The following is a 22,710-nucleotide window of genomic DNA, read 5'->3' as shown; positions in this document are numbered from 1 at the left end:
GCCATCATGAGCTTCAGCGACTTCATTGGTTATGACCGGCAGGGCGAAGTAAGCGAAGTCGACACCACCCTGTCCAAAGGACGACTAAGCACCCTGAATGTCTGTGCTAACACGTTAGCGTTCAATGGCCCGGCGTGGGTGGGCGTATCCTCTATGCCCCTGCTCTATACCCTCTCCGGAGAACTGGCTCCACTGTCGATCCTGGCAGCGTACTTTTTCCCGATGATGGTGATTGCCTTCAGCCTTATCTACTTGGTGAGGCGAGCGCCCGCCGCGGGTGGCGTGTTCGTGTTTAGCAAACGTTACCTCTCGCCAGGGGCCGCCACGATCCTCGGGTGGACGTACGTGATCATGTGCTTCAGCGTCACAGCGATGTGCGCTCTGGTGGGGGCTCAGTATGCGCGAAGCTTGCTGGGCCTGGACGGCCCCCCCTATACCGGACAGCTCATAGCTACCACGCTCATTCTCGTGTTCATGGTCCTAAACCTGCGTGGTGTGGCAGCGACAGCCAAGGTTGCGATCTGTTTTCTCGCTCTTGAGTTGGCCGTGCTACTGGGCTTGGGTCTTGCTGGAATCATTCAACCAAAAGTCCCTACTTCAGGCGTCCTCAGCTCCTATTTGCCGACATCGCTCGATAGCTTCTGGACGGCGATCGGCCCCGGCATGTTGTTCGGCATGTGGATGCTTGCAATGTTCGACTCGTCCATCAATTTCATCGAGGAGGCGAAAACGCCGGTCCGTACCATTCAGCGCTCCTTCCTGCTAACACTAACGGCAATGCTCGTGATCTATTCGATCGCGACCATCGGCTGGAAGATGGCTGTACCTGCAGGCACGCTCGCAGGGATGTTTGCCGATAGCGCCCAAGCCATTGGCAGCATCGCGAAGCTCTACCTGCCATCCTGGCTGCAGTGGCTGCCGACGATGGTTATCATCACTTCCGCATGCAACGGTTTGAACATCTCGCTGAATTCCGGTGTGCGGGCAGGCTATCGCATGAGTCGTGAAGGTGAGCTCCCTTCGGCACTGGAAAAGCTCAATCCACGGAAGGTGCCAGCGCGCCTCACTATTATCGGTACGTTCTGCGGGCTGGCAATGATCTGGGCCAAGCCAGTAAGCGAGCTGCAGTGGTACTACGACGTTGTGTCGATCACCATGATGATCTCCTACGGCACCATGCTGCTGTGCTTTATTTCCGCCGTCTTCCGCGAGCAGCAGCTCGGTAAGGCTATTGCCATGTCTTGCCTGCCTGCACTAGCCCTGTTGACTTTGGCCTACATCGCATACACAGCGGGGGCTCAACCTGCAGATCCGGCCTATCTCTACCACGTCTGGTACTGCGGCGCAGTAATCATCGCCAGTGGCGCAGTCCTGCTCGTCCACAACCGAAAGCGCCGCAAGGTGCCCGTGCAGAGGGTTGTCTCATCATGATCATGTGGCCTGAACAAAAGCGCTTCGCTGTTACCCTTAGTTTTGACCTTGATGCGGAAACGGCTTGGGAGCCCTCCAGTCTTGAAGGTCGCCGGCTCACCTTGCTTTCAATGGGCGCATATTGCCGTCGAGTGGCGGTCCCCCGGATCCTCGAACTGTTGGCTCGCTACGATATTCAGGCGCAGTTCTACATCCCAGCCTTGGTCGCCGACATGGATCCGAATGTGGTCCGGGACATTGCCGATGCGGGACACAGCATCGGCTGCCATGGCTATTTCCATGAGCGAGTCGACGAGCAAACCCCCGAGCAGAACTTTCAGACTCTGAAGGACAGTAAAGCAGTGCTTGAGCGCACCATCGGGCGAGAGGTACACCACTATCGCGCCCCAGTCTGGGAGATTACTCCCGATGTCATCACTGCTTTGGTAGAGCTCGGCTTCAAGAGTGACAGTAGCCTGATGGGCGACGACCGCCCATACATGGTGGGTGGTGATCCCGGCCAGCTTCTTGAACTACCTGTCAGCTGGGCATTGGACGATTGGGAGCAGTTCGCTTATTCCGCTATGCCGGCTGTAGGTAGCGTAATTGAGTCCCCTGACAAGGTCTTAAATCTGTGGATGGCAGAGGTCGAAGGCATGCGAGCCTATGGCGGCCACTTCATGCTCACCATGCACCCACAGCTGATTGGCAGACCGTCGAGGCTGCTCATGCTCGAGCGGCTTATCCAATACATCAAGCAGAACGACGATGCCTGGTGGTGCACACCTGATGACGTGTACGACAGACTACGAGCAGGTGCCCTGGATCTGCCGGTTTATCCTTACTAAGAGGTAGCCTCATGAATGTTCTTGTAACGGGAGCCAATGGATTTCTTGGGCAAGAAGTCGTGCACCAGTTGCTGAGGCAAGGGCACAGCGTGGTGGGCTATGACCGCAGCTTGATGTGTTCTATTGATGCTCCCGGTTATCAATACCGACAGGGTGATCTGGTGGATTTGGCCAGTCTGTTCGATACCTGCGGTGCGCAGCGCTTCGATGCAGTGATCCATACCGCAGCGATCTCGCACCCAGTCGACTCCCGTCGGATCCCGCTCCAGACCGTGATGACCAATGCTCTGGGCACCACTCATGTGCTGGAAGCCGCACGCTTGTGCGAAATCCCTCGGGTGGTAAACCTCAGCTCCGAGTGCGCTTACGGCCACAGCCGGGAGCTCGGCACAATCGACGAAACTGCGCCACTGCAGCCCACTACGCCTTACGGCTGCACCAAAGTGTTCACCGAAAAACTTGGGCAGGTCTACTCGGACCTGTACCAGATCAGCGTCATCTCGCTGCGTCCAGGTTGGATCTATGGACCCGGTCAGTTCATGCAATGTTATCTCAAGAGCTTGCTGAGGGCAGCGATTGACAGGCAACCGCTCATTGAGTCCTCAGGCGGCGATTACCGTCTGCAGTATGTCCATGTTGCCGATGTTGCCGCAGCTTGCCTGTTGGCTGCGACGGTAGACGATCTGCGGCTAAGCCAGCGAGTGTTCAACGTGACTGCCGGCGAGCAGGAAAGCTATGCCGACGTGGCCGCCCGCGTACGACAGCTCTACCCGAACGCCGATATCAGCATAGGCCCAGGCACGATCGACGTCTTAGATGAGAACGGGCGTTTCGAAATCTCCGCTGCTCAGAAACAACTTGGCTACAGCCCCGAGTATCGGCTGAGCGACGGTCTTGTGACCTATGCACACTGGTTGGAAAGCCATCCTTATTGAAGTGGAGCTCATCAATGAAATCGTATCTTGTGACAGGTGCTGCCAACGGTATTGGCCGTTCGATCGCGTTAGCGTTAGCCGAACCGGGCGACACTGCGATATTGAACGATCTGAGCTTCAGCTATGAACTGGAGTCGTTGGTGCAGGAGCTTGAGAAAAAGGGTTTGGAGGTGAGAGTAGCTCTGGGTGATGTGTCAGCCCCGGGGACAGTCAAGCGAGCCTTCGGTGGGCTTCGGAAACTGGATGTGCTGGTCAATAACGCCGGTATTCTGAACGAAGCGCCAATTGCCCAAATGGCATTCGAGCAATGGGACATGATGATACGGGTTCATCTCTATGGAACCTTCCTGTTCTCTCAAGAGGCAGCTCGTCTTATGACCAATCAACGCCAAGGTGCAATCATCAACATCGCATCCGACCTCGGCCAACTGGGCTGCGCGAATCTTTGCCATTACTCTGCGGCGAAAGGTGGGGTCATAGCTTTCACCAAGGCGCTGGCCAGAGAGCTGGCGCCGAAGGGTGTGCGCGTGAACGCGGTCGCTCCAGGCGCTACCCTCACGCCCATGGTTGAGCGTTTGGGGGCAGCTTACATTGATGAAGAGGCTGCTCGGTACCCGCTGCAGCGACTCGGTACTGCCGAAGAGATTGCCAACAGTGTTGTCTTCCTGTCCTCGGAGAAGGCCAGTTTCACCACAGGCCAAGTGCTCGGGGTCAATGGTGGCGGTGTTATGAACGGGTGAATGTCTCGGCCTCGACAGTTGGAGCTGCGTTACCACGCTAGGGCCCCCTGCTAAACATGAGGTGTCCATGCTTGGAAATCTGAATGACGTAGATCTGCCAATGTTGCGTGCCTTCTGCACGATCGTGGAGGCCGAAGGCTTCACCGCGGCTCAAGTTTGCTTGAACATGAGCCTTCTACGACTCAGTGTTGTGATCCGCGAACTGGAGATCCGCATTGGGTAGTCGCTGTGTAGGCGGGGCAAATCTGGATTCCGGCCCACAAACAATTCCGGACCTGAGCCGATTGTCGCAAGACCATCTGGCAAGCTTTCCTCCAGGCCAATCAGAAGTATCCCGAAAAAGACGAGATAAATCTCATACCCAAGAGCTTTGTGGCTGTGCATGATTGCAGGGGCGCTCTATACAACGCGAAATCTAAGCTCTGGGTATGCGAATGCGAAAAGCCTTTTGAGCGATAGACGGAACCGGATTCAAATCCACACCCAACTCCCCGCTAGTTTTAGAAGCAACCAATCACGACTTCGCTACGGCAATAGCATTCAGCACAATCCGAGATAGCAGTTTCTCCAAGGTGTTGATTGGCACGCGAGCACAAGAATTATTGTTTTATTGAAGGAGCTTTTTATGGGTTTGGCCATCATTGGTGTCATAGCCAACAGCATTATCGTGCTGTTTTTCCTTGCCAATGAGTATGCCGCGGGAGGCGACACCTTCCTGCATATCTTCGCAGCGATCCTAGTCACTTTGCTAGCCATCTCCGCGGTAGGGCTCATCCTGGCTGGTTCGGGCAAGAGGAGGCTTGGCGGCACTTTAGTCTTGATCGGATCGATCCCGTTTGTTCCGTTAGGTCTGCTTGGCGTCCTGGGAGGCCGCAAAATCATGCAGTCCGATCCACAAGCCGATGATCTGGATGCCCGACGCCGTGCGGCTGCAGTGTCCGCGTCGCCATCAACAGATACGTCGCGAGGTGCGTGAGATGGGCGATAACGTCTCGATCCCCGTCTCGACGGTCCTCGCCTTTCAGGCTGACCGTCATGCCAACATGACGATCGGGTTCGGCTGCGCGTTTCTAGTGATGGCGTTTTTCCTGGCGGCAAATTTTGGCGGCGCCGGCCTGAGCGGCGTACTCACAGTCTCTATCGTGTGTATCGCGATAGGAGTATTCAGGCGGTCAAGCGTGTATCTCCGGTTTGATACTGACCATTTCGAAACTAAGCTCGCCCTTGCCGCTGGATGGCACACGGTGCTCTACAGCGAAGTCACCAGCTACGAGGAGAGTGATAAATTGGTCGTCGTGCATTACCGAAAGCACGGCCAACCAGCCGATGAAAAGCCGCAGCGAATCCGAATTCCTCTAGGCGAACTGCGCCCAGAGGATATCCCCGTATGCGTCATTGCGTTTCGCACGCGGTTGTCAGCATTCTCTGTGACTAATGCCTGACACTCTTTCAATCTGCAAAGCCCGAAATTCACAGCTATGAAGGATGACTCTGGTGTAGCAGTCACCACGATGCGTGCACAATACAAGGCCAGCTTCTGTTCCACTCTACTCGATACCTTACGGGAAGAACTCCCGCAACTTAGCGAGGCGGCAAGAGATAGTTAGGCCACCGGCAACCATTGTCATTGTCATTGTCATTGTCATCTGGATTTTCCTTGTGTCGATGTTTGGCTCAGCGGTCATCACGCTGTGCGCGTTGCGTTTTTTGTCAGCTTACCGGTTTGTCAGTCGAGCAATAGGGAAGACTCAACCTGACGTCTCGTCGATATCCTCGCCGGTTCGGTCGCGGATCCAGCGCAGCACTACGGTGGACATGGCAACCGTCGCCATCATGTACCAGGCTGGCGCCAGAGGCTGCTGGGTCACCTGCAGCAGCCAAGTGACGAAGAACTGGGCGAACCCGCCAAACACCGAAACCCCAATACCGTAAGCCGCCGCCATGCCGGTGGTGCGCACCGACTTGGGAAACATCTCCGGCAGCATGGTGATACCTGGTACGGTCTGCAGGGTCAGTAGCACCGACAGCAGCCCAATGATCAACAGCAGGTTGAACAGGCTGGGCGCAACATTGAGCCACTGAAAGCAGGGCACGATCGCCACCAGAGTGAGCAGGCGCGAGCACAGGATCACCCGTTTTCGCCCACAATAATCGGCCAGCCAACCCACCAGGGGCGACAGCAGAAAGCAGACTGCGCCCACCACCACACTGGCCATCAGACTGGAGGTGGTCGGCAGGCCTAGCACCCGCGCAGCGTAGGCAGGCATGTAAAAGGCGATGATCTGGGTGGAGACCATGGCCCCCAGCATCAGCAACACGCTTTTGAACAAGGTCAGTTTGTGCTGGCCGAACAGCTCGCGCAACGGACTGCTGCGCGCCGCCCGCTCTCTGGCCTGCTGGCTGCGGGTGTGCGACAGCCCGACGACCAGCGTATCTTCCAGGTGCCTGCGGATGTACCAGCCCACCGGAGCAGTGAGCATGCCGATGAAGAACGGCACCCGCCAACCCCATTCGTTCATGGCCTGCGTGCCGAGCCCGGCGACCAGAGCGGCGACCATGATCGCACCGAGGAAGATGCCTAGGGACTGGCTGCCGAACTGCCAACTGGCGTAGAAGCCGCGTTGTGAGGCAGGTGCATGCTCGACCAGCAAGGTGGTTGCCGCTCCGACTTCGCCGCCGGCGGCAAACCCCTGGATCAGGCGCGCCAGCACGATCACCAGCGGCGCGGCCATTCCGATCTGGGCATAGGTCGGCGTCAGGGCCATCATGCCGCAGCCCAACCCCATCATGAACAGCGTCAGGGTCATCGCCGAGCGACGGCCGAAGCGATCCGCGTAGGAGCCGATCAGCAGCGCACCGACAGGGCGCATCAGGAAGCCCACACCGAAGGTCGCGGTGGTAAGCAGCAACTGACCATAGGATGAGGCGGCTGGGAAGAAAAGCGGACCAATGAACAGCATCAAAAAGCTGTAGACCGTGAAGTCGAAGAACTCCAAGGCGTTGCCGATGGTAGTGCCGACAATGACTCGCCGGCGTGACAGGTGCAGATTCGACGCCACAACCGGCGCCAAGGATTGCGAAAGAACGGCCATGACATTCTCCTTGCAGACAAGGGATACGCATCCGGGAAGGGCCGGGGCTGACCGCCGCCGGCCGGAACGACAACCTTGGAGACAGGGATCAATCGACCGGATCCAGAAAGGCGCTGACCAGCTTCACCCAATAGCTGGCGCCGTAGGGCAAACCGGTGTCATTGAAGTCATAGGCAGAGTTATGCAGCAGGCAGCCCCCCTCCGCGCCTTCGCCGTTCCCCATGATCAGGTAGCTGCCGGGACAGGCCTGCAGCATGAAAGAGAAATCCTCGCTGCAGGTCATCGGCTGCATGTCGGCGACCAGCCCCTCCTCGCCCAGCCACTCCAAGGCTACCGAGCGTGCCAAGGCAGTTTCCCGCGGGTGGTTGTAGAGCACTGGGAACGCGTTGGGGCTGATCGACACGTCGGCGGTCGCACCAAACGCTTCTGCCTGGGCGTGGGCCAGTGCTTCGATCCGCTGCAACAACAGGTTCCGCGTTGTCTCCTTCAGGGCTCTGACCGTTACGGCCAGCTCAACGTGAGTCGGCACCACCGAGGATGCGGTGCCACCATGGATCGTGCCGACCCCGACCACCCCCGTATCCAGGGGTGGCAGGTTGCGGGCGACCACCGTCTGCAACACCATGACCAGCGAGGCGGCAGCCACCACCGGATCAACCGTGTCCTGGGGCATGGCGCCGTGGCCGCCGCGGCCGTTGATCCGTATGGTCACGGTATCGGCTGAGGCCATGAACGGTCCGGACAGGAAACCGAACTTACCCACGGGCACACCCGGCCAATTGTGCATGGCAAATACAGCGTCGCAGGGAAACAGCTCAAAGAGGCCCTCTTCGATCATCTTTTGCGCGCCAACGTATCCCTCCTCTGCGGGCTGGAAAATCAGGCGCACAATGCCATCGAAGTCGATGCTCTCGGCCAGGCACTGGCCGGCGGCCAACAGCATCGCGGTATGCCCGTCATGGCCACAGGCGTGCATCTTGCCATCGTGGCGGCTGGCATAGGGCAGGCCGCTAGTTTCTGTGATCGGTAAGGCATCCATGTCCGCGCGCAGTCCGATGGTTCGGATGCCATGTCCCTTGCGCAGCGTGGCAACTACGCCGGTACCGGCCAGTCCGTGGTGCACTTCATAGCCCCACTCGCGCAGCTTTTCAGCCACCAGGTGGCTGGTCTCAAATTCCTCATAGCTCAGTTCAGGATGGGCGTGCAGACGCTGGCGCAGGGCAACCATAGAGGGCATCAGCTCGCGTATCTCAGGCAGAATAATTTGGCACGGCATGGCTATCTCCTCAGCACTGATGGTCGGCCTGATCGTCGGCTGAGACGCTGTCAGGCTCTTGTAGTTTTTTGCAGTCTTATTGCGATCAGGCTTCTGGCCAGATCTGCGGGAACCAGTCCTCGCGCAGTCGCTGCCCCGGTTGCATATCGTGATTCGGGTACGGTGGCGACGTTCTTCCAGGACGTTCGGCGTAGCGCACATCCTCCCCCACCCAACGCAGGGAAAGCACGCGACGACGCGCCGGGCTGAGGTTGCCGCGTGCACCATGCACAGTACGGAAATCGAACAACACCGCGTCCCCCGGTTCCATCTCCCACTCCAGCACCTGCATGCCGGGTTCCACATCCGGGTCTGGCACCGGCCGATAGCGACTCACGTCATCGTAGAAGCTGCTGTCATCCTTCCAGCGCAGCGGCAGCACCCATTGTGGCCATTGGTGCGAGCCGGCAATCAGGCGCAATGTTGCCTCGCGCACAGGGTCTACCGGGATCCACAGGCTGACAGTCTGTTCGCCATCGAGGAAGTAATAAGGAATGTCCTGGTGCCAAGGTGTCGGCTTCTGGGTGCCGGGCTCCTTGACCAGGACATGGTCATGAAAGAACTGGGCGCTGGGCGACTGCATAACTGACGCAGCGATGGCGGCAGCCGGTGATTCACGCACTATGGTGGTGAATTCGGGAATACGGTCCCAGTTGCAGTAGTCATCGAAGAACCCGCCTGGTTCTCCAGCGGCAACCACGTTGGTGGCATAAGGGCCAGGTTCTCGTTGATTGCGCGCGATTCCATCAGCAATCACTCCGATCCAGTCTTTGAAAATGCCCCGTAGACAGATAGCACCATCGCGTTGGAATGTCGCGATATCCGACGCCGAAACCTGGGGGGTGACAGTCGTGTTCATAGAGCCTCCTGTGTTACGGCCGCCATGATCGAGGCGACCACGGTTGGACTATTCCCCAGGCACTTCATAAAATAAAATAATATGTTCCGATCTGACTCCTCGGAAATTTTTATGAAGACCAGTCTGCGCCATATACGTTGTGCATTGGCGGTCGCGCGGCACGGCAATATCACACAGGCCGCCGAGCGGCTGAATGTGTCGCAACCGGCGGTTTCCGCAGCCCTCAAGGAGTTGGAAGAACACCTTGGGCAAGTTTTGTTCGTTCGCCAGCGCGGCCAGGGCGTGACGCTGACGCCGTTCGGTCGACTGGCGATGGAGAAGGCACAGCAGATCGTGGCCAGCGTGCTCGAGTTCGAGAAGCTGGGCAGCGACGAAGACACCCTTTCGGGTGAGTTGACACTGGCCTGTTTCGAAGATCTTGCACCTTACTGCCTGCCAAAGCTGTTGCGCGGTATCAAGGAGCACTATCCGGGCGTCGAGGTGACGATCCGTGAGTACGGCTTCGACCAAATCAGCAAACAGTTGAGCAATGGCAACTTGGATGCCGCCCTCAGCTATGACCTCGGATTGCCGGATGGTGTGCTGAGTACAGTGCTCTGCGAGCTTCCAGCACATGCACTGCTGCCAGCCGGACATCCGTTGGCCGGTCAAACCGAAGTCAGCCTGAAGGACCTGTGCGAACATCCCTTGGTGCTGACCGAACAGGCCTACAGCTCTCAGCATTTTCTGGATCTCTTTCGCTTCCATGGACTGCAGCCCCAGAACATCAGCAGGGCCCATTCCTTCGAGCTCCAGCGTGCGTTGGTGGCCAATGGCTTTGGTGTAGCCGTGGCCTACAGCAGACCTTTTGGCGACCACAGCTACGATGGGCAACCGCTAGCGATCCGTCCGATAGCCGAACCATTGCCGCTGCAGCATATCGTTCTGGCCCAGCCACGTGCCCGTTGCAATTCACCGCTAGCGAACGCCCTGCGCGAACAAGCCCTGGAGTTGTTCACTGAAACCCCGGGATCCGGCTGGCGTCCGTAGTTTTCTAGCGCGCGAAAAGCACTGGCTCCTCACGGGAGTAGCAATTTCAATTTTCCGTACTCTAGAAGTCGAGGCTGACCCCGATGTTGATACCTTGTTGGGTGAAGTCATCGTCCTTGCGGATGTTGTAGCTGGCGCGTAAGGCCAGGTCCTGGGCGAACTTGTGGCTGACCCCGAGGTTCAGGCGGTTGAGGTTGGTCCGCGGGGTATAGCCTTCCAGGGTGTAGCGGTTATCCGGCAGGCTGTTGAGGGCCATGGTGAGCTTCTGGGCATCGTCCTCGTATTCCTGTTCGTGGGCGATTTCGCCGAACACCTGTGTTTTCTGGGTAAGCTGATACTTGCCCTGCAGGCCGACGCCCAGTCGCCGCGAAGCGCGCTTCTGATCATCGAACGTCAGGGCGGTAGAGTCGTTTCCGTCCTCGGAGTAGCGATCGACCTTGACCCGCGCGTAGTCGGCGCTGATGAACGGCGACAGGTGCCAGGGGCTGCTGGCCTGCTGCGCGATGTCGTAGCCCAGGCGCGCGCTGAAGGCCAGGACGTCGCCACCGGTGTCGCCTTTTTCCACGCGTTCGTTGACGCCCAAGTCGAACTTGCGCTTGAGGTTGTCGTAGTCCAGGTGCCCGGCGGTGGCAGCAGCATCCGCCCACCAGCGATTTTGCTGGTACTGAACGAAAGCGGTGCCCAGGTAGGTGTTGAGCTTGTAGTCCGAATCGTTGCTACCCGCTTCGAGTTTCTGCCGATAGGCACCGGCCAATACACCCACTCGCCAGGACTCGTCGAGCCGGTAGCTGCCACCGATATTCAGGTTGAAACCACTACCATCGGCACTGGCCCCGCTGCGCTGGCTGTCGAAGTCCTGGTGCTGGCCACCTGCGGCGACAATCGCCCGCCATTGGCCCACGTCCTGCCAGTTCTCCCAGTCGGCCTGCCATTGGCTGCGCAACTCATCCTGGTGCGCGCGCAGGGTACCGTGCGCCATTTCCGGGAGCAGAGTTATTTCCCAAGGCGCCGCCAGCAAGGAGTATGCGTAATCGGCGATCAGTCGTTGCCCGGCTTCGGTGGGGTGGATCGCGTCGTTGTAGATCAACTTGCTCGGGTCTGGAGTGGCGCTGTGAATGCCATATCGAGCATTTTCCGTGCAGCCCCTGCCGCTGAAGCAGGTAGCGATGAGGTTCTGATCGGTGGCCAGGCCGAACTGTGCCGGATTGACGAAGGTTTCCTTCAAGAGCACGGGGATGTTGAGCGGAATGACCTGGGCATCGACTGCTCGCAACTGTCGGACCAGCTCGGTGTTGAACTGGGCACTGAGCTGGGAGGTGAAAGCTTGCAGCGGGCTACCATAGATCGCCGGGGTCAGGCCGATATCCGGCAGCAGCCAGACCATGATGTAGCGGGCGCCGGCGTGTTGTAGGGCTTGCAAACTGCCCACCAAGCGGCCTGCCGCAGCGTTGGCCTGGTCGAGATTGGTGATCCGGCCCTGGAGGAAGTCGTTGCCGCCTCCCGTCAGGTAGTACAGGGCTTTCGGGTCGGCTCGGAAGTTGTTGGCCGGCAGATAGCCGGGGCGACTACGGTCGCCTGCGACCGAGGTACCGGTAATCGAATCGAGGATCTGATCGGTGCGATAGCCGCCGACGGCCCAGTTGTTGCCGTCAGGCTGACCTTCTCTGGCGCGTGTGGACGAGGTCGAGGCGGCGAGCTGGTCTTCGGAGAAGCCCAGCTTGGCGCCGAGCAATTGGGTTGCGTTGGCGGAATAGACTTCCCCGCTGCCATCCAGGTAGACCGGGCCGGTGCGGTTGGTCGCGCGTAGGGTGGCTCCTGCGGGACCGCCGGGATCGGCGAATTGCCCGGCATCGCTGAGGCTGTCGCCGAAGACGACAAAGCTCGAGTAGGGAGAAGGAGATGCGATCGCTTGAGCGCAGGCCAAAGATAGAAGGCTGCTGGCGAGCGGTGCAAACAACGTCTTCTTGATCATGAACAAGTCCGTCTTCTTGTTGTAGGGAGTGAAACGGTAGTGTCAACGGCTCTCTCTTCCCGGATGTAGCCACAGGCTACGTCACCTGCTTGCTGACCACTGCGCTCCACAAAGTGCAGGCGCGCTCGCTTTCCAAGACTGTGCCCGGCAAGAGAAATGCAAAAATAGGATGCCTGATCCCGATCTCGCAAAACGCAAGGGGATCGAAATTCAGATTGTTCTGATAGAAATGCGTCAGACGAAAAGCAGCCAGGACCTTCAAGTGCTAGTGGGGCCGGGCTGAATAGTGCAATTCAATAACGATCCGCCGGCATACCTCTCTGGCGGCATCATGCGGTGCGTCCAAGCAGGCGTGTCCGTGGAGGGAAGCAGTGCGGACTATGGCTTGTTGTCAACGTTGCATCTGTTGGCGATCCTGCGCCACGCAGCGGGCGCCGTAACGAGTGAAGGCTAGCGTTTTACCCGGGTGTCGGAAGGTCGCTCCATGAACATCTTCCGATAGTCCGTGGCGAACTGCCCGAGATGGGAAAATCCCCAGCGCGTTGCGATCTCGGTGATTGACGACATTTCGTCAGGATCCTGCAATGCCATTCTGACGCGCCCCAGACGCACATCCTTCAGATAGCGCATGACGCCAACATCTCGCCATTGCTGGAATGCACGGTGAAGGGTACGAACGCTGCAATGCGATGCCTCCGCGATGTCGGTCAGCGTCAGCGGTCGTTCCGCGTGTTCCTCGATGAACGCAACGGCGCGTCTCACGCAGGCGGCTGCAAGGCCGCGCTCTGCCGGCACCGCGTCAGTCAGTTGTTCGCCGACCAGGCTCATCAACAGGATCTCTTCTGCCCGCGGGAGCTGCATCGCTCTGAGCGCTGCCGGTGTGTCAGGGTCGAGTAGCTGCCTGACCAACTGAACCGAGGCAAGCCAGCGGTCGCGCCGCGCCGCATCAAACAGCGCTGGCACTGGCACTGCCAAAGGCGGTTCACGCCTCGCGATGCTGCGCCAGATGTCCGCGATTCGGCGTGCATCGACTCGCACGCCCAGTTGAACGTTCTCCGCGCTGTAGCGGAATTCCGATCGCGCATCCGACGCAACCAACACCGTCGACCCGGCCCTGCCTACATGATAGACCGGCCCGCTGCGGGCTTCCGAATGACCCGCCAGGGTGGTAAGAACGAGTGCAAAGTCACCGCAAATCTCAGGCCGGATAGAGATATCGGTCCCATACGCGAACCATGTCAGTGCCATGCCATCACCGTCCAATTTGAACATGGTGACAGGCATCGTTCGGCGCTCGCTGGCCGTAAATCGATACGGGCGATAGACGCGGCCAATCTTCATCCGGGCCAGCTCAAGATCGTCGGACTGAAACAGCAGCGCGCTACGCGGAATGTCGCTACCGGGAAAGAGCGGCGGGAACTGCAATGTCGGAGGATTCAGGCGGGAGCGCCAGTCGTTCATCTCGGGTCTCCTGGTAGTGCGGGAGGCCTTTTTCACGGAAAACGAAAAATGGCGCTCATTCGATATCAGCGGCGCAACTGCGATAGCCACCCACAAATGTTCCGGGAATGATGGGGGTGGGTGCAACGCCTGGTCTCGCAGCGCAACTGAATGCCCGGGCCGGACGTCACTCCAAGAGCATCATACCGACTCTGCTTCCCGCGCGTTCCAATTGTGGGATATCCGCTCTTCCAGTACCAGCCAGACGATTCGCGGCAAAGGGCCAGGGCTTATTCAGCCCTCGCACTCAAAAAGCGAACCTATGAGGACATGAACATGACAACGCTATATCGCGGCATGAACCGCGCAGCGCTCGACGCTGCTTACAACAACGTCGCAGCCATCCCTGATTTTCCAGCTGTACTGGCCGACTTTCAGATGCGCAGCGCGAAACTCTACGAGCGCGAGTCGTGCCGTCGTGACCTTTCTTACGGCGACAGCTCCCGTGAGCGCTATGACTGGATCGAATGTGGGCAGCCTGATGCGCCAACGTTCGTATTCATCCACGGCGGCTATTGGCAGAACTGTACGAAAGAAGATTTCGCTTTCATCGCAAGCGGCCCACTCGCAAACGGGTTCAACGTTGTACTCGCTGAGTACACACTGGCACCTGACGCGTCGATGACGCAGATTGTCGGTGAAACCGGTCGCCTGCTTGATCATCTTGCGGCCGATCACGATGCGCTCGGGATAGGAAAGCGGGCGCTCGTGCTGAGCGGTCACTCGGCCGGAGGCCACCTTACTGCCTTGTATCGCGGGCATCCGGTCGTGACGAGTGCGCTGCCAATCAGTGCCCTTGTCGACCTGGAACCTATCAGCTTGTCATGGCTCAACGACAAACTAAAGCTGTCGAGGTGGGAGATCGATGCATTCAGTCCAATCAGGCATATCGATAAGGGTGTGCCCATGGCAGTCGCCGTTGGTGATGCGGAACTACCGGAACTCGTGCGTCATTCGGATGAGTATGCGGGCGCATGTGCGGCCGTCGGCGAGACAGTCGAGTTGGTCCACGTACCAGGCTGCACGCACTTTTCGATACTCGAGACACTCGCTTTACAAGACGGCAGCCTCGCAAAAGCGCTTGTGAGAATCGCCGGACGTTGATACCGCACACCATGGGCTGCACTGGCGCACGACGATGAGTGTAGGTCCATCACCGGCGGGCAAGTTTCTCTCCAGGCCAGTCGGCCACGACGAAGGGTCAAAGAGCGTGGCAACTGATGAACTCAAATTCATCTTCGGATACTTCCTTTGATTATCAGGATTGATCTCATCTCAATTTTGAATGGCCATCGGTATTTTGCTCGTCCCTATTTTTGGGGCAATGCATCCAGCGGTGATGCATCTACATACAAGCAGAAGGAAGTACATGTGAAAGCGATTCTCAAACTCCTCGCATTGTCGACTCTTGTCGCAGCCTCTGGTTGCACCAGCTACAACATCAGCCAGCCGTCGTCACCAATCGACAGCCAGGTCAAGGCCGACTTGAAGGCTGACGTCGCGGTGGGCGAAGCAATCTCGGGACAGTCGTCGGTCAACATCCTGTTTGGCTTCCTGCAGTTCGGTGGCGATAGCCAGTTTGCCGACGGTGTGGCATACGGCGGTGAAAGCAGTGGTGCTCTGGGTGGCCTGGGCCTGGATCCGGTTAGTTCGGTCAAATCCGCCGCGGCATTCAAGGCCGTCAAGTCTTCCGGGGCAGACCTGATCGTTGCTCCTCGCTATGAAGTAAGCGAAGAGAACTACTTCGTCTTCAAAAAGGTCTCCGTAACCGTTAAAGGCAACAAAGGCAACATTCGCAGCATCCGCTAACTCGTGGTGCCATGGACCTCCGGCGCATCGGATCACCGTAGCAGCAATCTTCTCTCGGACTGGCTGCTGCCGATTCGATCTGAGCACGACTGGCTCGCTGAGCTGACGATGGCTTGGGGGTGGGGCATTGAGTCCGCTGGTGTTGCTCCCATTCGCAGACTCTCCGCACCTGCTCGCTTCCTGGAGACGTCCAAATCCTGGTGAAAGCAAATCCCTTAGCCCGTCCCCAGCGGGCTTTTTTTTGAGCCGCGCTCAGTACAAGCAGCCCCCGTAGTAGTCCTTGCCTCATCGAAGGCTGCCCTTACCAAACAATCCGGATACGCCGGCGTTCCGATTGATTACGGCGCCGGGAACCGATCCGCACGACTCTTTCGCCATTCCCCTCAACCTGGAATCGCGAACATGCATCTCCCCCGCCGCCATCGTTGGCTATTTGCGCTTGTGCTGGGCTGCCTGTCGCCGCTGGCGACTGCCGGTGAGGCTGAGTTGCGAGCTGAACTGGCCGTACTGATGCGCCAGTTCGATGGCCTGGAGCGCCAGGTTGATCACAGTGCAGCGTTGGCCGCTAAGGGGTACACACCGACCGGCCGCCGCTACCACTTCGACTACACCCGTCTGCGCGAAGACCTGCACCGCATTCGAGACGGCATCCAGGAGTACCTGGCGCCGACCCGTGCGCAACCACGCGACCCTGTCGAATTGCGGGGTGACTACCGCCGGGAGTCTAGGGACAAGGGGGCACCATGATGACCGCTGCTCAAAACGCTGCATTCAAGGCCAACGGCGGTATCGACCCTGGCGTGCTTTCGACCCTGCTGCTCGGACTGCTGTTCGCAACTCTGTTGCTCTGGGGCGTATGGGCCATGCGCACCGCCTACGTAGGCTGGTCTGAGCAGCGCCTCAATCAACGCCAGTTCCTCGCCGTGATCGTGCGCTTTCTCGCGGTGTACCTCGTGCTCGGGTACCTCCTTCTCCGGTAGTTCAACAAAGGCATCTGATATGAAGTTCAAGCACTCATTCACATCATCTCGCGCGGCCGCTTTGACCGCTCTCGCGGGCACACCACTGTTGGCCTTTGATGCCCTTTCTTCTGGTCTGCCGAAGATGGATGCGCCGTCACGCGGTGAGGGCAAGGGCATCCTGCAAACCCTACAGAACTACGGCTATGACATCGTGATGCTGGTGGCCTTGATCGTGGTGGCAGCGATGTTCCTGGGCGTCTGCTACCACGCCTACACCCGCTACTCGGAAATTCATACCGGGCGCGCCACGTGGGGGCAGTTTGGTCTCTCCGTGGCGGTGGGTGCGATGCTGCTGGTCGTTGGTATCTGGCTCCTGACCCAGGGTACGGGTGTGCTGTGATGGGCAGCCAGGGGCAGGACGGCACCGTGGCGTTTCTTCCGCATCGGTTGAATCGCCAGCCAGTGGTCGTGAGGGGATTGACTGCGGACGAACTGTGGATCTGCGCGGGCCTGTCCGGCGTGGCCGGCCTGCTGGCGGGTGTTCCGCTGGCCTGGTTGGTTGGCAGCATCGCCATGGTGCCCACCCTGATCGTGGGCGGCGTCGCCGCCGGGGTGTTCATCGGAGGCGGTGTCCTGCGGCGGCTCAAGCGCGGCAGGCCTGAGACCTGGCTACACCGTCAGTTGCTGTGGCGCCTCGCTCAGGGCTACCCGGCTCTGGCGGGCCGTCTGGGTGGTCAGTTGCTGATCACGCGCTCCGGCTGCTGGAGCACGCACAGGGGCAAGCCATGAGCCGTTTCAAGAACGAAGTGGCCCACCTGTCAGCGCACGTGAAGACGCTGCGCATCGGCGTCGGCGCACTGTTCGTGCTGCTGCTGGTAGTAAGCGGCGGCTGGTGGAGCGCTCCGCGGGACCTGACCATCCACGTGCCTCCGGACCTGCGCTCTGGCAGCACCCGAAAATGGTGGGAAGTACCGCCTGAAAGTGTTTACGCGTTCACTTACTACATCTTCCAGCAACTGCACCGCTGGCCCACCAACGGCGAGGAGGACTACCCGCGCAACCTCCACGCACTGTCGGGGTATCTGACGCCTGCTTGCCGGGCCTATCTGCAGCAGGATTTCGAATCCCGGCGCGTGGCCGGAGAGCTGCGTCAGCGGGTGCGCGGCGTCTATGAAATCCCCGGCCGAGGCTACGGTGACGACCCGAACCTGCGTGTAAAGGTGCTTTCAGACAAGGACTGGATCGTCACGCTCGACCTCAACGCTGACGAGTACTACGGCTCAGAGCCGGTCAAACGGGCGCTGGTGCGCTACTCACTGAAAGTGGTTCGCTCTGACCAGGACCCTGAACGCAATCCGTTCGGCCTGGCGCTGGACTGCTACAGCCAGCCGCCACAGCGCATTTCCATCGCTGCGACATCAGAGGCTGCCCCCTCCAAGGCGATGATCATTGAAGGAGCCACGCCATGACGCGTCTGCTCATCCTGCTTGCCATCAGTCTGCCGCTCTCAGCGCAGGCGGTCGAGATTTTGCGCTGGGAGCGCATGCCACTAGCCGTTCCGCTGCTGGTGGACCAGGAGCGCGTGGTGTTCATCGACCGCAATGTGCGCGTCGGCGTGCCCGCGGAACTGAGCGGCAAGCTGCGCGTGCAGAGTGCCGGCGGCGCCATCTATCTGCGGGCGAATGAGGTCATCGAGCCCTCACGCCTGCAGCTGCAAGACGCCGACACCGGCGCACTGATCCTTTTGGACATCGCTGCGACGGAGCCACGCAAGGATCAGGCTGCGTTGGAGCCTGTGCGCATCGTAGAGGGTGACAACACGTCAAAACGCTATGGAAACGCCGACACTGCCGCCCGTGGCGAAGACCGCGAGGAGAACGAAACAGCCCAGCAGATCGCACGGGAAACACCCGTCCCAGTGGTGCTGACCCGCTACGCTGCGCAGAACCTGTTCGCCCCACTACGCACCGTCGAGCCCGTGAACAGCATTGGCCGGGTCAACCTGCGCCGCGACCTGCCGCTCGGGTCACTGCTGCCGTCACTGCCAGTGCATGCCCGTGCGCTGGCGGCCTGGCGCCTGGAGGACTTCTGGGTGACCGCCGTGCGTCTACGCAATACCTCGCCCAGCACATTGGCACTCGACCCGCGCACGCTGCAGGGTGACTTTGTCGCGGCAACCTTCCAGCACCCTGACCTGGGGCCCATCGGGCAGCCCAGCGACACGACAGTCGTGTACCTCGTGACGCGTGGCCATGGTCTCGCAGAGTCGCTGCTGCCCGCGATCAGCAAGTTTGACGCATCGCTGAACCTGCCGACGCCTGATGCAGGAGGTGGTCATGAAAAGTAACCGCCTCTTGAAGTGGCTGGTCCTCCCTCTCGTGCTGCTGGTGCTGGTCGTGGGCGTGAAGCTGTTCAGCGGGCGTGGCCAGGCCGACGATGCGACCGAGAGCGGGCCGCGACTGACGCAGGAAGAGATGAAGGCTCTCGGTATTGAAGGTGATACTCCGCGCGACACCGTCGCCACCCTAGTCGGCCAGGTCAAGCAGCTACGGACGGAACTGCAGGGCGCACTGGGAGACAACAAGCAGCAGAAGGAAGAGAACGAACGCCTGCGGGCGCGCGAGGCCACGATCGAGCAACGGATCCAGGGCGCGCTCGATACGGAGCGCCAACGCCTGCAGGACGAGCGCTCGGCGATCGAGGGCGAGAAGACCCAGACTGCGGGCATCTTGCAGGAATTGCAGCGGCGCATGGACGGCCTGAGTGCCGGCGTTAGCAGCCAGACGGACCTGCCGGTCGGCCTGGGCCTGGAGACCGGCGACGGCAAGGGCTTCAGTGGCGGTATGCGCTGGATCGAGCCCGAGGATGCCCGCCCGACAGAAGGTACGGCTGGACGCGGCCCTGGCGCTAAAGCTGCGAGCTTCCCGACCAGTTTCGGACCCGGCCAGACGGTGCTGGAACAGCCAGGCGAGACCATTCGCCACCGGGATCGCGACCTGGACAAAGCAAGCAGGCTCAAGCCTGTCTATACGTTGCCGTCGAATTCGACGCTGATGGGCTCGATCGCCATGACCGCGCTGATCGGCCGAGTGCCGGTGGATGGGACAGTCAATGACCCATTCCCGTTCAAGGTGCTGATCGGTCCGGACAACCTCACTGCCAATGGCATCGACCTGCCTGATGTGGTGGGTGCGGTTGTCAGCGGTACGGCGTCTGGCGACTGGACGCTCTCGTGCGTGCGGGGGAACATCCGCACGATGACATTTGTATTCAGGGACGGAACGGTACGCACCGTCCCGAGCACCGACCGCAACGACCAGGATGACAACAGCAGCAGTGGCAATAGCGAGGGCGCCAGCGGCGTGAATACCGATGGCAGCCTGGGCTGGATCAGCGATCCGTACGGGATCCCTTGTGTCAGTGGCGAACGCCGTAGCAACGCGCAGCAATATCTGGGTACTCAAGCACTGATCACCGCCGCCGGTGCTGGTGCTGCATCGCTCATCAAATCCGACAACGGCAACGTCGCCATGGTCGCCGGCAGCGACGGCCAGTTGGGCACCGTGGGGATTTCGGGCAACGAGGCCATGGGCCGCATCCTCGCCAGTGGCGTGCAAGGCATGTCCGAGTGGGTCAACAAACTATATGGTCAGGCCTTCGCTGCAGTGTACGTGCAGCCCGGTGCCCGGGTCGCCGTGCACCTGGAGCGCCCGATCAACATCGACTACGACCCCAAAGGCCGCCGGGTCGACTACCGCGCAGGAGGTTCGCATGCACCCGATCTGGACTAAGCGCTTGGGTAAACACCTGGGACTACTGGTGGCATTGTTGCTGGTGGCTGGCTGCGCTACGAACAAAGAATCGCTGCTCCCACACAGCAGCAACACGATGCTCGATGTGTGGGACCAGGAGACCGGCGGCAGCGCCACCGGTGGCCAGGCACAACGGCGTCTGCTGGATGCTCGCCAGCAACTGCGCCGTCCACTGCCCGCAGAAGGTTCCGCGGCAATCGACGGCAGCACCTATACCCGCACAGCGCAGAACGAAATCTACCGCCAATTCCACCGGCTGCCGAACCCGGACCTTGTCATGTATGTGTTCCCGCACCTGGCCGGGACTGATCCGGTGCCGGTCCCCGGGTACTCCACGGTGTTCCCGCTGTACCAGCGTGTGCAGTACGCGCTACCGGGCGAACGGCTGGATGACTACTGAACCGTTCGCCGGCTCATCTTCACCGGCGACCGCGCGCCCTGTGCCCCTGCCGCAGTAGCGCCACGTTCGCGTCGATGCGGTGTTGGATCATGCGCAACGTATCTCGAGTAATAAGCCGCGGATACATGTGATCGGCGATGTCTGTGAACTGGCTGGCCACTTCGCAAATGTCATCGATTCGCCTCCCCGCAACGTCCTGGGGCACTTCGGCTTCCTCGGCAAGCCGAAGCATCTCCACGCGGGAAATCGATACCGCCTCTCCCATCACGTCCATTTGGTGGTATCCCTGCGGCCCCTCGCAGAAGGTCACATCGTAGGCCGGCGCCAGTCTCCACTGACCATCGGGCGCCATGATGTAGGAGAAGTTCTTGGGGTGATCGTCTCGATTGTTGAAGGCAACGTTGAAGACGGCGCGCTCGAAGGCCACCGCCATTTCTCGCACGTCGTTCGTGCACATCTGTGTTGCCCGCATGAAACTGAAGTAATCCAGCGTCCCCGGCGTCCGGTAGTTGGCCCCCGTAAAGGCGGCGAGGCTCTGCATGGGCACGCGCTGTCCATCATGGCGATCAAAGCGTCTGCTGGCGAACGCTGCCAGGCCATTGGGCAAACTGAAGTACTGCGTGTCCGGAGTCTCGATGGCGCACCTGCGCAGGCATTCCGCGTAGACCATCTCGATGGCGCACACCTCGGGGTGCTCCTCTTTGGCTGGGAACTTGACCAGCCAGGCTTCGAAGCCTGGCACGACGGCCGTGGTGAACCCGCCGGATTGCGGGTCGCGATAGACCAGAGCCTTGGGTCTTGCACCTTGGGGCGAGCCGCCAACCAGCAGCAACGTCTGCAGGAACTCACCACCCTCGCCATGGAGCACCTCCTGCACTTCAGCAGCAAGTTGTTCCAGCGGGATATGGACATCCGGCGCTTCGCCTTCGGGTGCGACGGGTTCAAACGTCATGGCCCCCATCGCGTTGCTACCGATATAGGCCAACCGCTCCAGGGCGCCAATCCGCGCCGTGGTGAGCCCACGGCGCCTAAACATACGGTCCATCAGCAGCATGCCCCACCCATCGGGCAAGGAGTCATAGACGGGTCCCGGCAGTTGCAACTGATGGTCTGGGAAATCTCGCCGCAACTGGGTACCCTCCAGCGGCAGCTTGTACGACGACAGCTCCAGGCCCTTTTGCCTGGCCTGGTTGCTGTACTCGAACACGATCAGTGGGCGACCGGTGAGGGCGGTCGTGGAGACCAGCGTGCCCCAAAGCCATCGTTCTCCCCAGCCCTCGTAGAAGACATTCACCTGCTCAAGCATTGCTGGGCCTCTTCTTGGTACGGAGGCGCTTTGAGGTCTTCTCGTAGCGCAGAATGTCCTCGATGCTGTCCAGCTTTGGCAGGAACAGACCTTCGAGCTCCTTGACGCGGCCGAGCGCCATCGCCACCCGGACCACGGCTTCGAAACCAACATTGCGCCCGGCTTCCAGGTTCGACACGGTGTTGGCCCCGATGCCGGCACGCCCGGCCAGATCGGCCTGGGTCATGCCCAGAGCCAAACGCTCTGTGCGCAAGCGCTCGCAGAGCCGCTTGACGACTTCACTCGGTTTGCTAAAGCTTAAATCCAGCATAGTGTGCCTATGCCCCCTTCTATGCCAGTTAGTACACAGAATTATAGAATTAACCCGACTTCCGTTCAAGTCGCCTAATTCCCACATTCTGTGATTTATCGGCGGATATGGCTGAACAGCCACAGCATACGGGAGTTATTTGATCAGCCCCCAGGGCGAGGCCATCGAACCCTCCCAGGCTGCTCCGGACTATCCGGGGCAGTCCAGAAACACATTGTTGGGGGCACGGCACAGGCCTGCCGACGAGACTGGGCGATACCAACATCCACCACCGGTATCGCGATCGTGACAATCAGCCTCCCTGCTGGGCCCGGCCAGACACCAGAGCCCACCGGCACCTGGACTGAGCCACCTCAGGCCCTGCTTCCGCACAGCAGCACGATGCTCGATGTATGGGACCGGGAAGCCGCG

General features: G+C 59.8%; 24 protein-coding genes and 1 pseudogene. 18 read left to right on the top strand and 7 right to left on the bottom strand.

Translation table 11 applies throughout. The annotated features are described in order from the left end of the window. The first annotated feature begins 6 nt into the window (after positions 1 to 6). The 7 genes and pseudogenes from PVZ80_RS17555 (at position 7) to PVZ80_RS17525 (ending at position 5,375) form a co-directional block, all read left to right on the top strand. The gene (locus PVZ80_RS17555; RefSeq protein ID WP_273864288.1) at positions 7 to 1,431 is read left to right on the top strand and encodes an APC family permease; all 1,425 of its coding nucleotides are present in this window, start codon (positions 7 to 9) and stop codon (positions 1,429 to 1,431) included. After that, entirely contained in the window at positions 1,428 to 2,258 is an 831-nt protein-coding gene (locus tag PVZ80_RS17550; RefSeq protein WP_273864287.1) for a polysaccharide deacetylase family protein, read from the top strand. Before PVZ80_RS17555 ends, PVZ80_RS17550 begins: the two co-directional genes overlap by 4 nt. Before the next feature lie 11 nt (positions 2,259 to 2,269). Then, positions 2,270 to 3,193, top strand: a complete 924-nt coding sequence (locus PVZ80_RS17545) for an NAD-dependent epimerase/dehydratase family protein (protein ID WP_273864286.1) — start codon at positions 2,270 to 2,272, stop codon at positions 3,191 to 3,193. A 14-nt stretch (positions 3,194 to 3,207) separates the two neighbouring features. Next, positions 3,208 to 3,933 carry an SDR family NAD(P)-dependent oxidoreductase gene (locus PVZ80_RS17540; protein ID WP_273864285.1) on the top strand — a complete coding sequence of 242 codons (726 nt, stop codon included), beginning with the start codon at positions 3,208 to 3,210 and terminating at the stop codon, positions 3,931 to 3,933. Between the two features lie 67 nt (positions 3,934 to 4,000). Continuing rightward, positions 4,001 to 4,153 (top strand): annotated as a pseudogene (locus tag PVZ80_RS17535) (LysR family transcriptional regulator); the annotation flags it as partial. A gap of 405 nt (positions 4,154 to 4,558) precedes the next feature. Beyond that, complete coding sequence (locus PVZ80_RS17530) at positions 4,559 to 4,909, top strand: hypothetical protein (protein ID WP_273864284.1); 351 nt, start codon at positions 4,559 to 4,561, stop codon at positions 4,907 to 4,909. Position 4,910: 1 nt separating this feature from the next. After that, positions 4,911 to 5,375 carry a hypothetical protein gene (locus PVZ80_RS17525; RefSeq protein WP_273864283.1) on the top strand — a complete coding sequence of 155 codons (465 nt, stop codon included), beginning with the start codon at positions 4,911 to 4,913 and terminating at the stop codon, positions 5,373 to 5,375. A gap of 306 nt (positions 5,376 to 5,681) precedes the next feature. On the opposite strand, the gene PVZ80_RS17520 is transcribed toward PVZ80_RS17525, so the two are convergent. The 3 genes from PVZ80_RS17520 to PVZ80_RS17510 all read right to left on the bottom strand — a co-directional run bounded on the left by PVZ80_RS17520 (position 5,682) and on the right by PVZ80_RS17510 (position 9,199). Further along, entirely contained in the window at positions 5,682 to 7,025 is a 1,344-nt protein-coding gene (locus tag PVZ80_RS17520) for an MFS transporter (RefSeq protein WP_273864282.1), read from the bottom strand. Between the two features lie 88 nt (positions 7,026 to 7,113). Next, on the bottom strand, positions 7,114 to 8,301 hold the full coding sequence (locus PVZ80_RS17515) for a M20 aminoacylase family protein (protein ID WP_273864281.1): 1,188 nt from the start codon (positions 8,299 to 8,301) through the stop codon (positions 7,114 to 7,116). A gap of 85 nt (positions 8,302 to 8,386) precedes the next feature. Beyond that, a complete protein-coding gene (locus PVZ80_RS17510) occupies positions 8,387 to 9,199 on the bottom strand; it encodes a phytanoyl-CoA dioxygenase family protein (protein ID WP_273828486.1) in 813 nt (270 codons plus the stop codon). 111 nt (positions 9,200 to 9,310) lie between these two features. On the opposite strand from PVZ80_RS17510, the gene PVZ80_RS17505 reads away from it, so the two are divergent. Then, on the top strand, positions 9,311 to 10,228 hold the full coding sequence (locus PVZ80_RS17505; protein WP_273828485.1) for a LysR family transcriptional regulator: 918 nt from the start codon (positions 9,311 to 9,313) through the stop codon (positions 10,226 to 10,228). A 61-nt stretch (positions 10,229 to 10,289) separates the two neighbouring features. On the opposite strand, the gene estP is transcribed toward PVZ80_RS17505, so the two are convergent. After that, positions 10,290 to 12,200 carry an esterase EstP gene (gene estP, locus PVZ80_RS17500; RefSeq protein WP_273864280.1) on the bottom strand — a complete coding sequence of 637 codons (1,911 nt, stop codon included), beginning with the start codon at positions 12,198 to 12,200 and terminating at the stop codon, positions 10,290 to 10,292. Between the two features lie 450 nt (positions 12,201 to 12,650). Then, complete coding sequence (locus PVZ80_RS17495; protein ID WP_273864279.1) at positions 12,651 to 13,661, bottom strand: helix-turn-helix transcriptional regulator; 1,011 nt, start codon at positions 13,659 to 13,661, stop codon at positions 12,651 to 12,653. Positions 13,662 to 13,976: 315 nt separating this feature from the next. On the opposite strand from PVZ80_RS17495, the gene PVZ80_RS17490 reads away from it, so the two are divergent. The 10 genes from PVZ80_RS17490 to PVZ80_RS17445 all read left to right on the top strand — a co-directional run bounded on the left by PVZ80_RS17490 (position 13,977) and on the right by PVZ80_RS17445 (position 20,683). Next, positions 13,977 to 14,804, top strand: a complete 828-nt coding sequence (locus PVZ80_RS17490; RefSeq protein WP_273864278.1) for an alpha/beta hydrolase — start codon at positions 13,977 to 13,979, stop codon at positions 14,802 to 14,804. 267 nt (positions 14,805 to 15,071) lie between these two features. Beyond that, a complete protein-coding gene (locus PVZ80_RS17485; RefSeq protein WP_273864277.1) occupies positions 15,072 to 15,509 on the top strand; it encodes a hypothetical protein in 438 nt (145 codons plus the stop codon). Between the two features lie 402 nt (positions 15,510 to 15,911). Next, on the top strand, positions 15,912 to 16,256 hold the full coding sequence (locus PVZ80_RS17480; protein ID WP_273864276.1) for an integrative conjugative element protein, RAQPRD family: 345 nt from the start codon (positions 15,912 to 15,914) through the stop codon (positions 16,254 to 16,256). Continuing rightward, the gene (locus PVZ80_RS17475; protein ID WP_273828499.1) at positions 16,256 to 16,489 is read left to right on the top strand and encodes a TIGR03758 family integrating conjugative element protein; all 234 of its coding nucleotides are present in this window, start codon (positions 16,256 to 16,258) and stop codon (positions 16,487 to 16,489) included. Before PVZ80_RS17480 ends, PVZ80_RS17475 begins: the two co-directional genes overlap by 1 nt. A 19-nt stretch (positions 16,490 to 16,508) precedes the next feature. Then, positions 16,509 to 16,871: a TIGR03745 family integrating conjugative element membrane protein gene (locus PVZ80_RS17470; protein WP_273864275.1), complete on the top strand. Its 363-nt coding sequence runs from the start codon at positions 16,509 to 16,511 to the stop codon at positions 16,869 to 16,871. Beyond that, complete coding sequence (locus PVZ80_RS17465) at positions 16,871 to 17,260, top strand: TIGR03750 family conjugal transfer protein (protein ID WP_273828478.1); 390 nt, start codon at positions 16,871 to 16,873, stop codon at positions 17,258 to 17,260. Before PVZ80_RS17470 ends, PVZ80_RS17465 begins: the two co-directional genes overlap by 1 nt. Continuing rightward, positions 17,257 to 17,940 (top strand): PFL_4703 family integrating conjugative element protein, encoded by a 684-nt coding sequence (locus PVZ80_RS17460; protein ID WP_273828477.1) that lies wholly within the window; start codon positions 17,257 to 17,259, stop codon positions 17,938 to 17,940. Before PVZ80_RS17465 ends, PVZ80_RS17460 begins: the two co-directional genes overlap by 4 nt. Next, a complete protein-coding gene (locus tag PVZ80_RS17455) occupies positions 17,937 to 18,818 on the top strand; it encodes a TIGR03749 family integrating conjugative element protein (RefSeq protein ID WP_273864274.1) in 882 nt (293 codons plus the stop codon). Before PVZ80_RS17460 ends, PVZ80_RS17455 begins: the two co-directional genes overlap by 4 nt. Next, the gene (locus PVZ80_RS17450) at positions 18,808 to 20,262 is read left to right on the top strand and encodes a TIGR03752 family integrating conjugative element protein (RefSeq protein ID WP_273864273.1); all 1,455 of its coding nucleotides are present in this window, start codon (positions 18,808 to 18,810) and stop codon (positions 20,260 to 20,262) included. Before PVZ80_RS17455 ends, PVZ80_RS17450 begins: the two co-directional genes overlap by 11 nt. Next, positions 20,243 to 20,683: a TIGR03751 family conjugal transfer lipoprotein gene (locus PVZ80_RS17445; RefSeq protein WP_273864272.1), complete on the top strand. Its 441-nt coding sequence runs from the start codon at positions 20,243 to 20,245 to the stop codon at positions 20,681 to 20,683. Before PVZ80_RS17450 ends, PVZ80_RS17445 begins: the two co-directional genes overlap by 20 nt. Before the next feature lie 19 nt (positions 20,684 to 20,702). On the opposite strand, the gene PVZ80_RS17440 is transcribed toward PVZ80_RS17445, so the two are convergent. Together PVZ80_RS17440 and PVZ80_RS17435 are read right to left on the bottom strand one after the other, a co-directional pair. Beyond that, a complete protein-coding gene (locus PVZ80_RS17440) occupies positions 20,703 to 21,989 on the bottom strand; it encodes a type II toxin-antitoxin system HipA family toxin (RefSeq protein WP_273864271.1) in 1,287 nt (428 codons plus the stop codon). Next, positions 21,982 to 22,299 (bottom strand): helix-turn-helix domain-containing protein, encoded by a 318-nt coding sequence (locus PVZ80_RS17435; RefSeq protein WP_273864270.1) that lies wholly within the window; start codon positions 22,297 to 22,299, stop codon positions 21,982 to 21,984. The genes PVZ80_RS17440 and PVZ80_RS17435 overlap by 8 nt, the downstream gene beginning before the upstream one ends. Positions 22,300 to 22,710 lie beyond the last annotated feature (411 nt).

This window comes from Pseudomonas sp. B3G-3 (genome assembly GCF_028640915.1).
Taxonomy (GTDB): Bacteria; Pseudomonadota; Gammaproteobacteria; order Pseudomonadales; family Pseudomonadaceae; genus Aquipseudomonas; species Aquipseudomonas chlororaphis_I.
This window is presented reverse-complemented; position numbering and strand designations above follow the sequence as displayed.

What these genes read in the sequence shown, in the direction of transcription:
- PVZ80_RS17450 (WP_273864273.1), top strand. Translation starts at nt 18,808, where the DNA reads ATGAAAAGTAACCGCCTCTTGAAGTGGCTGGTCCTCCCTCTCGTGCTG.
- PVZ80_RS17455 (WP_273864274.1), top strand. Translation starts at nt 17,937, where the DNA reads ATGACGCGTCTGCTCATCCTGCTTGCCATCAGTCTGCCGCTCTCAGCG.
- PVZ80_RS17510 (WP_273828486.1), bottom strand. Translation starts at nt 9,199, where the DNA reads ATGAACACGACTGTCACCCCCCAGGTTTCGGCGTCGGATATCGCGACA.
- PVZ80_RS17465 (WP_273828478.1), top strand. Translation starts at nt 16,871, where the DNA reads ATGGGCAGCCAGGGGCAGGACGGCACCGTGGCGTTTCTTCCGCATCGG.
- PVZ80_RS17520 (WP_273864282.1), bottom strand. Translation starts at nt 7,025, where the DNA reads ATGGCCGTTCTTTCGCAATCCTTGGCGCCGGTTGTGGCGTCGAATCTG.
- PVZ80_RS17475 (WP_273828499.1), top strand. Translation starts at nt 16,256, where the DNA reads ATGACCGCTGCTCAAAACGCTGCATTCAAGGCCAACGGCGGTATCGAC.
- PVZ80_RS17460 (WP_273828477.1), top strand. Translation starts at nt 17,257, where the DNA reads ATGAGCCGTTTCAAGAACGAAGTGGCCCACCTGTCAGCGCACGTGAAG.
- PVZ80_RS17545 (WP_273864286.1), top strand. Translation starts at nt 2,270, where the DNA reads ATGAATGTTCTTGTAACGGGAGCCAATGGATTTCTTGGGCAAGAAGTC.
- PVZ80_RS17555 (WP_273864288.1), top strand. Translation starts at nt 7, where the DNA reads ATGAGCTTCAGCGACTTCATTGGTTATGACCGGCAGGGCGAAGTAAGC.
- PVZ80_RS17445 (WP_273864272.1), top strand. Translation starts at nt 20,243, where the DNA reads ATGCACCCGATCTGGACTAAGCGCTTGGGTAAACACCTGGGACTACTG.
- PVZ80_RS17525 (WP_273864283.1), top strand. Translation starts at nt 4,911, where the DNA reads ATGGGCGATAACGTCTCGATCCCCGTCTCGACGGTCCTCGCCTTTCAG.
- PVZ80_RS17530 (WP_273864284.1), top strand. Translation starts at nt 4,559, where the DNA reads ATGGGTTTGGCCATCATTGGTGTCATAGCCAACAGCATTATCGTGCTG.
- PVZ80_RS17540 (WP_273864285.1), top strand. Translation starts at nt 3,208, where the DNA reads ATGAAATCGTATCTTGTGACAGGTGCTGCCAACGGTATTGGCCGTTCG.
- estP (WP_273864280.1), bottom strand. Translation starts at nt 12,200, where the DNA reads ATGATCAAGAAGACGTTGTTTGCACCGCTCGCCAGCAGCCTTCTATCT.
- PVZ80_RS17435 (WP_273864270.1), bottom strand. Translation starts at nt 22,299, where the DNA reads ATGCTGGATTTAAGCTTTAGCAAACCGAGTGAAGTCGTCAAGCGGCTC.
- PVZ80_RS17515 (WP_273864281.1), bottom strand. Translation starts at nt 8,301, where the DNA reads ATGCCGTGCCAAATTATTCTGCCTGAGATACGCGAGCTGATGCCCTCT.
- PVZ80_RS17440 (WP_273864271.1), bottom strand. Translation starts at nt 21,989, where the DNA reads ATGCTTGAGCAGGTGAATGTCTTCTACGAGGGCTGGGGAGAACGATGG.
- PVZ80_RS17490 (WP_273864278.1), top strand. Translation starts at nt 13,977, where the DNA reads ATGACAACGCTATATCGCGGCATGAACCGCGCAGCGCTCGACGCTGCT.
- PVZ80_RS17495 (WP_273864279.1), bottom strand. Translation starts at nt 13,661, where the DNA reads ATGAACGACTGGCGCTCCCGCCTGAATCCTCCGACATTGCAGTTCCCG.
- PVZ80_RS17505 (WP_273828485.1), top strand. Translation starts at nt 9,311, where the DNA reads ATGAAGACCAGTCTGCGCCATATACGTTGTGCATTGGCGGTCGCGCGG.
- PVZ80_RS17470 (WP_273864275.1), top strand. Translation starts at nt 16,509, where the DNA reads ATGAAGTTCAAGCACTCATTCACATCATCTCGCGCGGCCGCTTTGACC.
- PVZ80_RS17550 (WP_273864287.1), top strand. Translation starts at nt 1,428, where the DNA reads ATGATCATGTGGCCTGAACAAAAGCGCTTCGCTGTTACCCTTAGTTTT.
- PVZ80_RS17480 (WP_273864276.1), top strand. Translation starts at nt 15,912, where the DNA reads ATGCATCTCCCCCGCCGCCATCGTTGGCTATTTGCGCTTGTGCTGGGC.